This window comes from Streptomyces sp. NBC_01485 (genome assembly GCF_036227125.1).
Lineage (GTDB): Bacteria > Actinomycetota > Actinomycetes > Streptomycetales > Streptomycetaceae > Streptomyces.
The window spans coordinates 7,905,561-7,920,156 of the sequence record NZ_CP109435.1 but is presented as its reverse complement, the minus strand read 5'-3'; the positions used below and the strand labels follow the sequence as shown (position 1 = coordinate 7,920,156).

Below are 14,596 nucleotides of genomic sequence, written 5' to 3'. Positions count from 1 at the left end.
AGCTCACCCCCAACTCATCTCCAACCCATCCCCAGCCAACTCCGAGCCCAGCCCCGGTCCGGCACCCGTTCACTCCCCGGCCTTGCGCGAACACTTGCCGCCACATCCTCCATACTGTAGACAATATTTCGTCGACAGATTTCGACAGTTCCTCGGTACCCTCGACCGAACGGAGCTCCCTCGCAATGAAAGTCGCAGTCCTCGGCGCCGGTGCGATCGGCGCCTACGTCGGAGCGGCGCTCCACCGCGCCGGCGCCGACGTGCATCTCGTCGCCCGTGGACCGCATCTCGCGGCCATGAGGCGGGACGGGGTGCGGGTGCTCAGTCCGCGCGGTGACTTCACCGCCCGCGCCCACACCACCGACGACCCGGCCGAGATCGGCCCGGCCGACTTCGTCCTCCTCGGCCTCAAGGCCAACTCGTACGCGGCGTGCGGGCCGCTGATCGAGCCCCTGCTGCACAACTCCACCACCGTGGTCGCCGCCCAGAACGGCATCCCCTGGTGGTACTTCCACCGGCACGGCGGCCCCTACGACGGGCGGCGCGTCGAGAGCGTGGACCCCGGCGGTGCGGTCAGTGCGGTGCTCGCGCCCGAACGGGCCGTCGGCTGTGTGGTCTACGCGGCGACCGAGCTCGAAGGGCCGGGCGTCGTACGGCACTTGGAGGGCACCCGGTTCTCGATCGGCGAGCCCGACCGCAGTGTCTCGACGCGCTGTCTGGCCCTCAGCGAGGCCATGCGGGCGGGCGGGCTGAAGTGCCCGGTGGAACCGGACCTGCGTAACGACATCTGGCTCAAGCTGCTGGGCAACATCTCCTTCAACCCGATCAGCGCGCTGGCTCGCGCGACCATGCGGCAGATGTGCCTGCACGGCGGCACCCGCCAGGTCATCGAGACGATGATGCGCGAGACGCTCACAGTCGCCGAGACGCTCGGCTGCGAGGTGGGCGTCTCCATCGAACGCCGGCTCGCGGGCGCCGAGCGGGTCGGCGACCACCGCACCTCCACGCTCCAGGACCTGGAGCGCGGCAAGCCGCTCGAACTCGACGTACTCCTCGCGGCCGTCGTCGAGTTGGCGGGGATCACCGGCGTGCACGGTGCCCACCCTGCGCACCGTGCACGCCATCTCGGACCTGCTCGCGCTGAGGAGTGCCGCATGAGGAAACACGAACCGAGGAAACACGAACCGCAGACCTACACCCGGCTCACGCATCCGCTCGTCAGGGACTCCCGGGACGAGCCGTTCCGGCAGGCGACCTGGGAAGAGGCGCTGGAGCGCGCCGCCCGTGGTCTGGCGGCGGCGCGCGGCGCGTTCGGCATGTTCTCGTGCGCCCGCGCGACCAACGAGATGAACTACGTGGCACAGAAGTTCGCCCGGGTCGTCATGGGCACCAACAACGTCGACTCCTGCAACCGCACTTGTCACGCGCCGAGTGTCGCGGGCCTGTCGGCCGCCTTCGGCTCCGGTGGCGGGACGTCGTCGTACGAGGAGATCGAGCACACCGACGTCATCGTGATGTGGGGCTCCAACGCCCGTTTCGCGCATCCGATCTTCTTCCAGCACGCGTTGAAGGGGATCAGGAACGGCGCCCGGATGTACGCGGTCGATCCACGGCGTACGAGTACCGCCGAGTGGGCCGAGAGCTGGCTCGGCCTCAACGTCGGCACGGACATCCCGATGGCGCACGCGATCGGCCGCGAGATCATCCACGCGGGCCTGGTCAACGAGGCGTTCGTCGGGCGGGCGACGAGCGGCTTCGAGGAGTACCAACAGCTCGTGGAGTCCTGGACGTTGTCGCTCGCCCAGAAGGTGACGGGCGTACCGGCCGCCGCCATAAGGGAGTTGGCGCACGCCTACGCCCGCGCCGAGCGCGCCCAGTTGTGCTGGACGCTCGGCATCACCGAGCACCACAACGGCACGGACAACGTGCGTGCGCTCATCAACCTGTCCCTGCTGACCGGACATGTGGGCCGCTACGGCTCCGGCCTCCAGCCTCTGCGCGGCCAGAACAACGTGCAGGGCGGCGGCGACATGGGCGCCATCCCCAACCGCCTCCCCGGCTTCCAGGACATACTCGACCCGCAGGCGCGGCTGAGGTTCGAGTCTGCCTGGGACACCGTCATCGAGCCGCACTACGGGCTGAACCTGACGGAGATGTTCGAGGCGATGGAGGAGGGCGCGCTCAAGGCCGTCTACTGCATCGGCGAGAACCCGGCGCAGTCGGAGGCGGACAGCGAGCAGGCGGTACGACGGCTGCGAGCCCTCGACTTCTTCGTCGTCCAGGACATATTCCTCACGAAGACGGCCCAGTTGGCGGACGTCGTCCTGCCCGCGACCGTCGGCTGGGCGGAGACGGACGGCACAACCACCAACAGCGAGCGGCGAGTTCAGCGGGTGCGGCGCGCCGTCACACCGCCCGGTGAGGCGCGCGAGGACATCGACATCCTCTGCGACCTGGCGGGACGCCTCGGTCACCAGTGGAAGTACGCCGACTCCGAGGCCGTCTGGAACGAGCTCAGGTCGGTGTCGCCGGACCACTACGGGATGACGTACGCACGCCTGGAGGAGCACCAGGGCATCCAGTGGCCGTGCCCGAGCACCGACGGGCTCGAACCGACCTATCTGCACGGCCGGTTGTGGGAGTCGGACCCGGGGCGGCGGGGGCCGCGCGCGCCGTTCGGGCTGGTCCAGCACGATCCGCCGGTCGACCTCACGGACGAGGAGTACCCGATCCGGCTGACGACCGGGCGGCGGCTCGACTCGTACAACACCGGTGTGCAGAGCGGGAGTTTCGCTTCTCCGCTGCGGCGCGGCGAGTACGTCGAACTGTGCCCGGAGGACGCCGAGCGCTACGGGGTCGCGGTCGGCGAGGAGGTGCGGGTGTCGTCGCGGCGCGGTTCGGTCGTCGCGCCGGTGTGGGTCGACATCGGTCTGCGTCCCGGGCTCGCCTTCATGACCATGCACTTTCCCGACGAGGTGGACACCAACCAGCTGACGATCGAGGCCAATTGCCCGATCGCGGGGACGGCGGAGTTCAAGGCGTCGGCGATCCGGATCGAGAGACTTCCCGTGGCGACCATCGTGAGGTGACGCGAGTGGACCTGCACTTCGGCGACAGTAAACCCACGGACGACGAACGGACGGCCGTGGACGCCCTGTTGGGGCTCCCGGAGTCCTCCTGGGAGGGTGCCGACCGCTCCGACGCGGACCTGAGGTGGGCACGCGGCGGTCGCGCCGCCCGGGACCGCCGCGACCTGCTGTTGCCGGGGCTGCACGCCATCAACGACCGGATCGGCTGGATCAGTGAGACTCCGCCAAGCTCGTTTCCGCAGTTCAGTGGGGCTGGTGTGATGCGCGGGTGAGGTCCTCGCGCTGACAGGTGGGGTGATCGTTAGCACGAGATCGTCCGGCGCGGGCGTTCTCGCGGGTTTTGGCGTGAGGTTCGGGGCTGCCGCGTAGGTTCCGCGTCGGGAGGGATGTTCATGACAGACGTGCTGACGTGGACGATCGGGCGGCGGCTTGAGCTGGCGAAACGTGCTGAGCTGCTGCGTAAGGAGCTGGGCGAACTCGAGCTGGAGGTGGCCCGGTTGGAGGCCGCTGAGGTGGTGTTCGGGCAGTGGGCCGAGGCCACCGACGGTGGACGGCGACCGTCGGGCATCGTGTCGCCGGAGCCGGAGCCGGAGCCGGAGCCGGAGCCGGAGCCGGAGCCGGAGCCGGTCGCTGTGACGGTGGGCCCGGGTGCGGGCGGGATGCGGGTGGTGCCCGATCGTGTCGAGGGGATGGGGCTTCAGGCCCTGACCTCGGAATACCGTCGGATCATGGAGATCGTGGCCGGGGCGGACGGTCCGGTGATGGCCAAGGACGTTGCCGTCGGACTGGGCCGGGAGACGACGCCGGGGAAGATCGAGCCGGTCCGGGGTCAGCTGCGCAAACTCTCCGACCGGGGCTGGCTCGTCCGCACCGCATCGGGCCGCTACCGACCATGCTGACCAGCGGTGTTGGCGGCCGGACGGGCCGATTCCTGCCGTAACGCGAGGGCCCCCGGCGGGAGTTGGTTGATGTGTGACGAAAAACCAGCCCGCCGAGGGCGCTCAGGATGTTGTCTACCAGGTCCGCCTCCCGCTGTCGAAGCGGACCATCGACCTCGTCGCCGGCCTGATACGCCGGCGCCGGAACCAGATGCGCTCGCCCTGGCGCAAGGCCGAACCCGGTAAGCAGGCCGTCATCGTGCTCGCCGTCCTGCGTCACGACCAGCGCCTGGCCGACATGGCCGGCGGCAACGGTGTCGGGGAGTCCACCGTCCGCCGATGGGTGACGGAAGTCGTCAAGTTGTTGGCCGCCCGCGCCCCGCGCCTGGACCGGGCGCTGAAGAAGATCGCCCGCAGCGGCGGGGTCGTGGTCCTCCTCGACGGCACCCTGATCCGCACCCACCGCCGCACCGGGAAGGACGACCGGAAGAACTACTCTGGCAAGCACAAGGCCCATGGCCTGCTGTTTCTCGCACTGACCGATGAGAAGGGCAACCTGATCTGGATCTCCGCGGCCAAGCCCGGCCGGTCCAGCGAGATCACCACCGCCCGCCACAACAAGATCACCGAACACCTGCGGGAAGCCGGCCTCGGCGCCCTGGCCGACCTCGGCTTCGTCGGCCTCGACGACAAACCCGACGACGACCCGGTGATCATCACCGGCCGCAAGGCCACCCGCAACCACAAGCTGACCGCCGCCGAGAAGGAAGCGAACCGCCTGGTCAGCCGCGAACGCGCCGCAGGCGAACACGGCTTCGCGAACCTCAAGAACTGGCGGATCCTGACCAAGCTCCGCACCGACACCCGGCAGGCCACCACGCTCCTGCGAGCCCTGCTCGTCCTGGCGAACAGCGAAGTGCAGCGGTAACGAGACAGGGCGGACGATCTCGCCCCGATGATCACGCCACCTGCCAGCGTGAGGGCCTCACCGGCGGCTCACACCAGCCCCACTGAACTGCGGAAACGAACTTGGCGGAGGCTCAGTGAGGGCGCCCTCGACTACCTGTGCCGACGGCTGACCGTGCCGCCGGCGGAGGCGTACGGCGTCGCCACCTTCTACGCGAGGTTCTCGGTGAAGCCCCGGCCCGCAACCGTGCTCCACGTGTGCACGGACCTCGCGTGCGCCGCCGCCGGGGCGTCCGCACTGTGCGCGGGCGTCGAGGCCGGGCTCGGACCCGGCAGCGGTGTGCGCGTCGAGCGGAGCCCCTGTCTGGGCCTGTGCGAACGGGCTCCGGCGGCGCTCGCGATCAGGGCGGGCGACCCGGTGCGTACGGCTGTGTCGGCGCCGACGACCGTGGCGGCGGCCGTACTCGCGGCGAGCGCGCCCGACTCGGCCCCCGAGGAGCCGCCGGCGGCGAGGGCGGCGCCCCAGACCGCGCCCCGGACCGCACCGAAGGCCGTGCCCCAGGCCGGGGACCAGACCGCACCCCGGACCGCACCGAAGGCCGTGCCCCAGGCCGGGGACCAGACCGCACCCCGGACCGCACCGAAGGCCGTGCCCCAGGCCGGGGACCAGACCGCACCCCGGACCGCGCCGAAGGCCGTGCCCCAGGCCGGCGGCCAGACAGCGCCCCGGACCGGGGACCAGACAGCGCCGCAGGCCGGACCACAAGCCGGGGGCCAGGCCACACCGCAAGCCGCGCCCCAACCCAGGGATCCGTCGCTGATCCTGTTGAGCCGGGTCGGTGCGGTGGATCCGTCGTCGCTCGACGACTACCGCGCCCACGGCGGCTACTCGGCCCTGCGCCGGGCCTTCGCGCTCGGCCCCGCCGGAGTCATCCGCGAGGTCGCCGACTCCGGCCTGGTCGGGCGCGGCGGCGCCGCCTTCCCCACCGGCCGCAAGTGGCAGGCCACGGCGTCCCAGCCCGACCACCCGCACTACCTGGTGTGCAACGCGGACGAGTCCGAGCCGGGCACGTTCAAGGACCGGGTGCTCATGGAGGGCGACCCGTACGCGCTGGTGGAGGCGATGACGATCGCGGCGTATGCGGTCGGCGCGCACAAGGGATACCTGTATCTCCGTGGCGAGTATCCGCGTGCGATACACCGCATGCAATATGCGGTCGACCGTGTACGTGAGCGCGGGCTGCTGGGCGACGACATTCTCGGCCAGGGCTTCGCCTTCGACCTGGAGATCCGGCGGGGCGCGGGCGCGTACATCTGCGGCGAGGAGACCGCCCTGTTCAACTCCATCGAGGGGTACCGGGGCGAGCCGCGTTCGAAGCCGCCGTTCCCGGTGGAAAAGGGCCTGTTCGGCAGGCCCACCGTCGAGAACAACGTCGAGACGCTGGTCAACGTCCTGCCGATCCTCACCATGGGCGCACCGGCCTACGCGGCGATCGGCACCGGGCGGTCCACCGGACCGAAGCTGTTCTGCGTGTCGGGCAGTGTGGAGCGCCCCGGCGTCTACGAGCTGCCCTTCGGCGCCACGCTCGGCGAGCTGCTCACCCTCGCGGGGGTGCGCGAAGGCCTGCGGGCGGTACTCCTCGGCGGCGCGGCCGGCGGCTTCGTACGACCCGACGAACTCGACGTCCCGCTGACCTTCGAGGGCACCCGGGAGGCGGGCACCACGCTCGGTTCGGGGGTCGTCATGGCGTTCGACGACGCCGTCCCGCTGCCCCGACTGCTGTTGCGGATCGCGGAGTTCTTCCGCGACGAGTCGTGCGGGCAGTGCGTGCCCTGCCGGGTCGGGACCGTGCGGCAGGAGGAGGCGTTGCACCGGATCGTGGAACGGACCGGGGCCGCCGCGGCCGACGATGTCGCCCTGCTCCGGGAGGTCGGCCGGGCCATGCGGGACGCCTCGATCTGCGGTCTCGGGCAGACCGCGTGGAACGCCGTGGAATCCGCCATCGACCGTCTGGGGGCGTACGAATGACCGTGACACCGCTGGGGATCCCGCGCCGGCTGCTGGAGTTCACGATCGACGGCGAGCCGGCCCGGGTGCCGGAGGGCTCGACGATCCTCGACGCCTGCCGGGCGGCCGGGAAGGACGTCCCGACCCTCTGCCAGGGCGACACGCTGCGGCCGAAGAACGCCTGCCGGGTGTGCGTCGTGGAGGTCGAGGGCGCACGCACCCTCGTCCCCGCCTGCTCCCGCAAGGCCGAACCGGGCATGGCGGTGAAGACGGACACCGAGCGCGCCCGGCACAGCCGCAAGATCGTCCTCGAACTGCTCGCGTCCTCGGTCGACCTGTCCACGACGCCACTGGTCGCGGAATGGATCAAGGAGTACGAGGCGAAGCCGGACCGCTTCGGCCCGGACGCGGCCCGGCTCGACGACGAACCGAAGATCGACAACGATCTCTACGTCCGCGACTACGACAAGTGCATCCTCTGTTACAAGTGCGTGGACGCCTGCGGTGACCAGTGGCAGAACACCTTCGCGATCTCCGTCGCGGGACGCGGTTTCGACGCCCGGATCGCCGTCGAGCAGGACGCTCCGCTGACCGACTCGGCGTGCGTGTACTGCGGGAACTGCATCGAGGTGTGCCCGACGGGGGCGCTGTCGTTCAAGTCCGAGTTCGACCGGCGCGCGGCCGGGAACTGGGACGAATCGGCGCAGACGCGGACCACGACCGTCTGCGCCTACTGCGGAGTGGGCTGCAACCTCACCCTGCACGTGCAGGACAATGAGATCGTGAAGGTCACCTCACCGCACGACAACCCGGTGACCCACGGCAATCTCTGCATCAAGGGCCGCTTCGGCTACCAGCACGTACAGAACCGAGGCTGATCAGGACATGGGACGAGTCACCGAACGACGCAAAGTGATCCGCATCAGGGACGGAGTGGTCTCCACCCGGCCGGACACCCTCGTCGCCGAGGAACCACTGGAGATCCGGCTCAACGGCAAGCCGCTCGCCATCACCATGCGCACGCCCGGCGACGACTTCGCGCTGGCCGCCGGCTTCCTGGTCAGCGAAGGTGTACTGGCCACCGCATCCGATCTACTGAATATCGTCTACTGTGCGGGCGCGACGGTCGACGGGTCGAACACCTACAACGTGGTCGACGTCCGGACGGCCCCCGGCCTGCCGATCCCCGACATCACCCTCGAGCGGAACGTCTACACCACCTCCTCCTGCGGCCTGTGCGGCAAGGCGAGCCTGGACGCGGTCCGTACGACGACCCGCTGGCCGATCGCCGACACTCCCCCCCTCCGTATCGAGCCCGAGCTGCTCGCGAGCCTCCCCGACCGGCTGCGCGCGGCGCAGCGGGTGTTCGACCGGACCGGGGGGCTCCACGCCGCGGCCCTGTTCTCCGAGGACGGCGAGCTGCTCGACGTCCGGGAGGACGTGGGCCGGCACAACGCGGTCGACAAGCTGGTCGGCCGGGCCCTGCAGAACGGGGACCTGCCTCTGTCGCGGACGATCCTGCTGGTCTCGGGCCGGGCTTCGTTCGAGCTGGCGCAGAAGGCCGTGATGGCGGGCCTCCCGCTGCTCGCGGCGGTCTCCGCGCCGTCCTCCCTGGCCGTGGACCTGGCCACGGAGACCGGGCTGACGCTGGTGGGCTTCCTGCGGGGCAGTTCCATGAACGTGTACGCGGGTGAGAACCGCATCACCCTGCGGACCGCGGCCGCTCAGGGCTGATCCGGTTCCCCGCTGCACGGCGGCGGGGCCCCGACCGGCGGGGAGCGCCCCCTGCGCCGCAGGGGTCCCGCCTCGGCCCACCCCCTCTTCCAGCCCGTCTGCCCTGTCTCAGCCGCTCGTGAACCGCACCTCGGCCGCACGGGCCACCGTCCCCAGCCGGGGGAAGTCCAGTTTCACCGACGCCTCGTGTTCGGCTTCGGTGAGGGCGGACATCGCGTCCTCGACGAAGACCAGGTCGTAGCCGAGGTCGCCGGCGGCGCGTGCGGTGGACTCGACGCCGAGGTTGGTGGCGATGCCGCCGAACACGAGGGTGCTGACGCCGAGTTCGCGGAGACGGTCGTCGAGGCCGGTGCCCTGGAAGGCTCCGATCGTGCGCTTGACGATCTCCAAGTCGCCGTCCTGGAGCAGTTTTTGGACCAGCCCGCTGCCGGGCGGCTGCTCGGCGATGCCGGGGCGCTCGACGCGGACCAGGACGACGAGGGCGCCGGCCGAGCGGAACTCCGCCGCCAACTCCTCGGCGACGGCGAGCACTTCGGTGCCCTTGCGGGGTGCCAGAGGCAGGGCGACGATGCGGTCCATCAGGTCGACGAGGACAAGGGCGGTGTGCGCGGGGTCGAGCGCGAGAGCTGCGGTCATGACGGAACGTTATCCGCCGTCAGCCGTCCGTGCCGGAAATCCGGCCACCGACCACCTCACGCGCCACACCACGCCACATCACGCCACATCACGCCACATCACGCCACATCACGCCACATCACGCCACAGCCGGTGCCCTCTCCTCGGCCCGCTCGCGCGACGGCTCCAGCGGATCGCGCGCCCGGCGTTTGGCGATGATCGCGCACACCATGAGCTGCATCTGGTGGAAGAGCATCAGCGGCAGTACGGCGAGGGAGGCGTGCGCGCCGAACAGGACGCTCGCCATGGGCAGTCCGGCGGCGAGGGACTTCTTGGAGCCGGCGAACTGGATGGCGATGCGGTCCTCCCGGTTGAACCGCAGCGCCTTGCCGCCGTACCACGTCAGGGCGAGCATCACCGCGAGCAGGACGGCCTCGACGACGAGCAGTCCACCCAGCCGTGCGGCGCTGACCTGGTGCCAGATGCCCTGGACCATGCCCTCGCTGAACGCGGTGTAGACGACGAGGAGAATCGAGCCGCGGTCGACGAGTCCGAGCACCTTCTTGTGCCGGGTGACGAACCCGCCGATCCAGTGGCGCAGCAACTGCCCCGCGAGGAACGGTACGAGCAGTTGCAGCACGATCTGGACGAGCGAGTCGGCGGAGAAGCCGCCGCCGCCGCTGCCGAGCAGGGCGGCCGCCAGCAGTGGGGTGACGACGATGCCGACGAGGGAGGAGAAGGAGCCCGCGCAGATCGCGGCGGGCACGTTGCCACGGGCCATGGAGGTGAAGGCGATCGACGACTGGATGGTCGACGGGACGAGGGTGAGGAAGAGCAGCCCCTGGTAGAGCGGGTGGGTGAGGAAGACCGGGACGAGGCCGCGTGCGGCCAGACCCAGCAGCGGAAGGACGACGAAAGTGCAGGCCAGGACGGTCACGTGGAGTCGCCAGTGCTTCAGTCCGTCCAGCGCCTCACGGGTGGACAGGCGGGCGCCGTACAGGAGGAAGAGGAAGGCGATCGCGGCCGTGGAGGCGCCGGAGGCCACGTCGGCGGCGGCGGCGCGCGCCGGGAAGAGTGCCGCGAGCCCGACGGTCCCGAGCAACAGCAGGATGTAGGGGTCGACCGGCATCCAACTCGGCCAGTGCAGGCGTTTCACGGTGCTCCACGTGCGGTTCGATGGGCTCGATGGGCTCGATACATGCGGTTCGACGGGTTCGCTACCGCGGTTCGACGGGTTCGACGGGCTTGCGTCAGGGCCCGGAGGGCCCCTCTCCATGGTCCCCTTCCGGACCGTGATCGGGAATCCCGTACACCGCACTCACTGTCATCACGTGATGCGATAACCAACCCCCTCAGGGGCTACTGTGACGGGTGTGTACGAGCCATCCCATCTGCGCACCTTCCTCGCCGTCGCCCAGACGCTGAGTTTCACGCAGGCCGCGCGGCGGCTCGGGCTGCGGCAGTCCACCGTCAGCCAGCACGTGCGGCGTCTGGAGGACGCGACCGGGCGGACGCTGTTCACCCGGGACACGCACTCCGTGGAGCTCACGGAGGACGGCGAGGCGATGCTCGGGTTCGCGCGCCGGATCCTGGACGTCCACGAACAGGCCGCGGCCTTCTTCACCGGCACCCGGCTGCGCGGCCGGCTGCGCTTCGGCGCCTCGGAGGACTTCGTACTGACCCGGCTGCCGGAGATCCTGGAGGGCTTCCGCTACGACCATCCCGAGGTCGACCTGGAACTGACGGTGGAGCTGTCGGGCACCCTGCACGAGCAACTGGCCGCCGGGAAGCTGGACCTGGTGCTGGCCAAGCGGCGCCCCGAGGATCCGCGGGGCGAGCTGGTGTGGCACGACGGGCTGGTGTGGATCGGCGCGGAGCGGCTGCGTCTGGACGCCGACCGTCCGGTTCCGCTCATCGTGTTCCCGCCGCCGGGCATCACCCGCGCGCTGGCCCTGGAGGCGCTGGAACGGCAGGGCCGGGACTGGCGGATCGTGTGCACGAGCGGCAGCCTCAGCGGCCTCATCGCGGCGGCCCGGGCGGGCCTGGGCGTCATGGCGCACTCACGGGGCCTGATCCCGCCGGGCCTGGTACGGATCCCGGACCGGGCGGGGTTGCCCGAACTGGGGCGGGTCGACTTCGTCCTGGTGCACGGACGCCGGCGGACGTCGGCCCAGGGCGCCGCGGACGCCCTGGCGGCGGCGATCCTGGCGGGCGGCGACCGACTGCACCGACGTCCGACGACGGGCTGAACGCCCAGACAGGAGACGGCGGGCAAAGTAAGCGATACGGGCAGATTCGGTGGAGATTACGGTACCGAAACTTACTCAACCGTCAGCTTTCTGTCCGCCCCTTCCCCATGTGCGCCCGTTTCCCCGCCCTGACCAGCACAGACGAGGACGTCGCTCGCTCTGCTCCCCTCTCCCACCCCGTTCCCACCTCATCGCCGGGTGGGGTAGCTTTCACGGCGCTGTACGGGCATGAGAATCGGCCATTTCGAAGCCAGAAGCGGAAGCGGGGTGCTGGGTTTGCGCGAGTTCACCAACCCTCCGTTGGCGTTGGCACCGCCGGTCGGCGGTCTGGCCGACGTCGTCTTCCAGCACGCGCAGGACGACCCGCGGTACATCGCCCTCGGCCGCAAGGACGAGCGGGGCGCATGGCGGGACGTCACCGCCGCCGAGTTCCGCGACGAGGTCCTCGCCCTCGCCAAGGGCCTGCTCGCCCAGGGCATCCGCTTCGGCGACCGCGTCGCGATCATGTGCCGCACCCGCTACGAGTGGACGCTCTTCGACTTCGCCCTGTGGACGATCGGCGCCCAGGTGGTGCCGGTCTACCCGACCTCGTCCGCCGAGCAGTGCTTCTGGATGCTCTACGACGCCGAGTGCACGGCCGCGGTCGTCGAGCACGAGGACCACGCGATGACGATCGCCACCGTCATCGACCGCCTCCCCCGGTTGCGGCAACTGTGGCAGGTGGACTCGGGCTGTGTGCAGGAGCTGTACGACGCCGGCGCGGCCATCGAGGACGACGTCGTCCACCGGCACCGGCAGGCGGTCACTCCCGGCTCGACCGCGACGATCATCTACACGTCCGGTACGACGGGCCGGCCCAAGGGCTGTGTCATCTCCCACCGGAACTTCATGTTCGAGGCGGACACCGTCATCGAGCGCTGGGAGCCGGTGTTCCACTCCAAGAAGGGCGACGAGGCGGCGACCCTGCTGTTCCTGCCGCTCGCGCACGTCTTCGGGCGGATGGTGCAGATCGCCGCGATCCGCGGCAAGGTCCGCTTCGGCCACCAGCCCCAGTTGCACGCGTCCGCGCTGCTTCCCGACCTGGCCCTCTTCAGACCGACGTTCTTCCTGGCCGTGCCGTACATCTTCGAGAAGGTCTTCAACGCGGCCCGCCGCAAGGCCGAGCGGGAGGGCAGGGCGGGGCCGTTCGAGAAGGCCGTCGACGTGGCCGTCACCTACGCGGAGGCCGTCGAGGCGAACGCGTGGGGCATCGGCCCCGGCCCCTCGGCGGGCCTGCGCATGCAGCACCAGTTGTTCGAGAAGCTCGTCTACTCCAAGGTGCGCGCGGCCATGGGCGGCCGCGTCCGGCACGCCATGTCCGGCGGCTCGGCCATGGACCGCAGGCTCGGCCTGTTCTTCGCCGGCGCGGGTGTGCAGATCTACGAGGGCTACGGCCTCACCGAGACGACGGCGGCCGCGACCGCCAACCCGCCCGGACGCACCCGCTACGGCACCGTCGGCCAGGCCATCCCCGGGATGACCGTGCACATCGCGGACGACGGCGAGATCTGGCTGCGCGGGGACAACGTTTTCCGGGGTTACCTGAACAACCCCAAGGCGACGGACGAGACCCTGCACGACGGCTGGCTGGCCACCGGCGACCTGGGTTCACTCGACGAGGACGGCTACCTCACGATCACCGGCCGCAAGAAGGAGATCCTGGTCACCTCCGGCGGCAAGAGCGTCTCGCCGGGGCAGTTGGAGGAGCGGGTGCGCGACCATCCGCTGGTCAACCAGTGCATCCTCGTGGGCAACGACCGGCCGTTCGTGGCCGCCCTGGTCACCCTCGACCAGGAGGCCGTCGAGCACTGGCTGCAGATGTGCGACAAACCGCGGTTGCCCGCCGTCGAGCTGGTGCGCGATCCGGACCTGGAGGCGGAGGTGCGCCGGGCCGTCGTAGCGGCGAACACCCTGGTCTCGCAGGCCGAGCAGATCCGCACCTTCCGCATCCTCGCCCAGCCGTTCACCGAGGAGCACGGACTGCTGACCCCGTCGCTGAAGCTGAAACGCAAGGCGATCGAAAACGCCTACGCGAAGGAAGTCGACGCGCTGTACGGCACCTAGGGGTCGCACTGTACGGCCTCCAGGGTTTCCTCCGGGTGTGAACGGGGTTGCGGCGGGCACCCGGGGAGGAATGACAATGAAGAGGTCAGAAATGAAGGGGTCAGGAATGCATCACCCATCGTGATCGTTGACGATGGGAGTACCACTTTGACGGACAACCGAAGGATCAAGAGCTCGTGAGCAGCAAGGTCCCCCCGATCATCCTCAACAACGGTGTGGAGATGCCCCAGCTGGGCTTCGGCGTCTGGCAGGTGCCGGACGACGAGGCGGAGCGCGCGGTCGCCACCGCCCTGGAGGCCGGGTACCGCAGCATCGACACAGCGGCGATCTACGGCAACGAGGAGGGCACCGGCAAGGCCATCGCCTCCTCCGGCGTGCCCCGCAAGGACATCTTCGTCACCACCAAGCTCTGGAACGGCGACCAGGGGTACGACGCGACACTCCGCGCCTTCGACACCTCCCTGGAGAAGCTCGGCCTGGACCACGTGGACCTGTATCTCATCCACTGGCCGCTGCCCGCCCGCGACAAGTACGTCGACACGTACAAGGCGTTCGAGAAGCTCCTCGCGGACGGCCGGGCACGGGCCATCGGCGTGTCCAACTTCCTGCCGGAGCACCTGGAGCGGCTGATCGGCGAGACGTCGGTCATCCCGGCGGTCAACCAGATCGAGCTGCACCCGCACCTGCAGCAGCACGCCTCCCGCGAGATCCACGCGCAGCAGGGAATCGCCACCGAGGCCTGGTCCCCGCTCGGCCAGGGCAAGGGCCTCCTCGAGGTCCCGGCGATCGTGGCGATCGGCCAGAAGCACAACCGCACCCCGGCCCAGGTCGTGCTGCGCTGGCACCTCCAGCTCGGCAACGTCGTGATCCCGAAGTCCGTGACGCCGTCGCGGATCAAGGAGAACATCGAGGTGTTCGACTTCAGCCTGGACACCGAGGACCTGGCGGCGATCAGCGCGCTGAACGAGGACCGGCGCATCGGCCCGGACCCGGGCACGTTCGACATGGGCTGAG

General features: G+C 70.0%; 11 protein-coding genes and 2 pseudogenes. 11 read left to right on the top strand and 2 right to left on the bottom strand.

What is annotated here, in order from left to right; all coding sequences use genetic code 11:
- Nucleotides 1-185 precede the first annotated feature (185 nt).
- The 8 genes and pseudogenes from OG352_RS34885 to fdhD all read left to right on the top strand — a co-directional run bounded on the left by OG352_RS34885 (nt 186) and on the right by fdhD (nt 8,615).
- Nucleotides 186-1,158, top strand: a pseudogene (locus OG352_RS34885) (2-dehydropantoate 2-reductase).
- Nucleotides 1,155-3,089: a molybdopterin oxidoreductase family protein gene (locus tag OG352_RS34880; protein WP_329222434.1), complete on the top strand. Its 1,935-nt coding sequence runs from the start codon at nt 1,155-1,157 to the stop codon at nt 3,087-3,089. The pseudogene OG352_RS34885 and the gene OG352_RS34880 overlap by 4 nt, the downstream one beginning before the upstream one ends.
- Nucleotides 3,090-3,094: 5 nt before the next feature.
- Nucleotides 3,095-3,307, top strand: a pseudogene (locus OG352_RS34875) (NADH-quinone oxidoreductase subunit E); the annotation flags it as partial.
- Nucleotides 3,308-3,481: 174 nt separating this feature from the next.
- Nucleotides 3,482-3,988 (top strand): hypothetical protein, encoded by a 507-nt coding sequence (locus tag OG352_RS34870; protein WP_329222433.1) that lies wholly within the window; start codon nt 3,482-3,484, stop codon nt 3,986-3,988.
- Between the two features lie 73 nt (nt 3,989-4,061).
- The gene (locus OG352_RS34865) at nt 4,062-4,895 is read left to right on the top strand and encodes a transposase family protein (protein ID WP_329222432.1); all 834 of its coding nucleotides are present in this window, start codon (nt 4,062-4,064) and stop codon (nt 4,893-4,895) included.
- An 87-nt stretch (nt 4,896-4,982) separates the two neighbouring features.
- Nucleotides 4,983-6,902 carry an NADH-ubiquinone oxidoreductase-F iron-sulfur binding region domain-containing protein gene (locus tag OG352_RS34860; RefSeq protein WP_329224072.1) on the top strand — a complete coding sequence of 640 codons (1,920 nt, stop codon included), beginning with the start codon at nt 4,983-4,985 and terminating at the stop codon, nt 6,900-6,902.
- Nucleotides 6,899-7,759, top strand: a complete 861-nt coding sequence (locus tag OG352_RS34855; RefSeq protein WP_329222430.1) for a 2Fe-2S iron-sulfur cluster-binding protein — start codon at nt 6,899-6,901, stop codon at nt 7,757-7,759. Before OG352_RS34860 ends, OG352_RS34855 begins: the two co-directional genes overlap by 4 nt.
- A 7-nt stretch (nt 7,760-7,766) precedes the next feature.
- Entirely contained in the window at nt 7,767-8,615 is an 849-nt protein-coding gene (gene fdhD / locus OG352_RS34850) for a formate dehydrogenase accessory sulfurtransferase FdhD (RefSeq protein WP_329222429.1), read from the top strand.
- Nucleotides 8,616-8,723: 108 nt separating this feature from the next.
- On the opposite strand, the gene OG352_RS34845 is transcribed toward fdhD, so the two are convergent.
- On the bottom strand, nt 8,724-9,251 hold the full coding sequence (locus OG352_RS34845; RefSeq protein WP_329222428.1) for an isochorismatase family protein: 528 nt from the start codon (nt 9,249-9,251) through the stop codon (nt 8,724-8,726).
- A 118-nt stretch (nt 9,252-9,369) separates the two neighbouring features.
- Entirely contained in the window at nt 9,370-10,359 is a 990-nt protein-coding gene (locus tag OG352_RS34840; protein ID WP_329224071.1) for a bile acid:sodium symporter family protein, read from the bottom strand.
- Between the two features lie 244 nt (nt 10,360-10,603).
- On the opposite strand from OG352_RS34840, the gene OG352_RS34835 reads away from it, so the two are divergent.
- From OG352_RS34835 to OG352_RS34825, 3 genes are all read left to right on the top strand, one after another.
- On the top strand, nt 10,604-11,479 hold the full coding sequence (locus tag OG352_RS34835) for a LysR substrate-binding domain-containing protein (protein WP_329222427.1): 876 nt from the start codon (nt 10,604-10,606) through the stop codon (nt 11,477-11,479).
- A 276-nt stretch (nt 11,480-11,755) separates the two neighbouring features.
- The gene (locus OG352_RS34830; RefSeq protein ID WP_329224070.1) at nt 11,756-13,582 is read left to right on the top strand and encodes an AMP-dependent synthetase/ligase; all 1,827 of its coding nucleotides are present in this window, start codon (nt 11,756-11,758) and stop codon (nt 13,580-13,582) included.
- Between the two features lie 176 nt (nt 13,583-13,758).
- Entirely contained in the window at nt 13,759-14,595 is an 837-nt protein-coding gene (locus OG352_RS34825; RefSeq protein WP_329222425.1) for an aldo/keto reductase, read from the top strand.
- Nucleotide 14,596 lies beyond the last annotated feature (1 nt).

Bases quoted from the DNA above. Each gene is read 5' to 3' on its own strand.
- OG352_RS34880 (WP_329222434.1), top strand. From the start codon at position 1,155: ATGAGGAAACACGAACCGAGGAAACACGAACCGCAGACCTACACCCGG.
- OG352_RS34870 (WP_329222433.1), top strand. From the start codon at position 3,482: ATGACAGACGTGCTGACGTGGACGATCGGGCGGCGGCTTGAGCTGGCG.
- OG352_RS34855 (WP_329222430.1), top strand. From the start codon at position 6,899: ATGACCGTGACACCGCTGGGGATCCCGCGCCGGCTGCTGGAGTTCACG.
- fdhD (WP_329222429.1), top strand. From the start codon at position 7,767: ATGGGACGAGTCACCGAACGACGCAAAGTGATCCGCATCAGGGACGGA.
- OG352_RS34845 (WP_329222428.1), bottom strand. From the start codon at position 9,251: ATGACCGCAGCTCTCGCGCTCGACCCCGCGCACACCGCCCTTGTCCTC.
- OG352_RS34840 (WP_329224071.1), bottom strand. From the start codon at position 10,359: ATGCCGGTCGACCCCTACATCCTGCTGTTGCTCGGGACCGTCGGGCTC.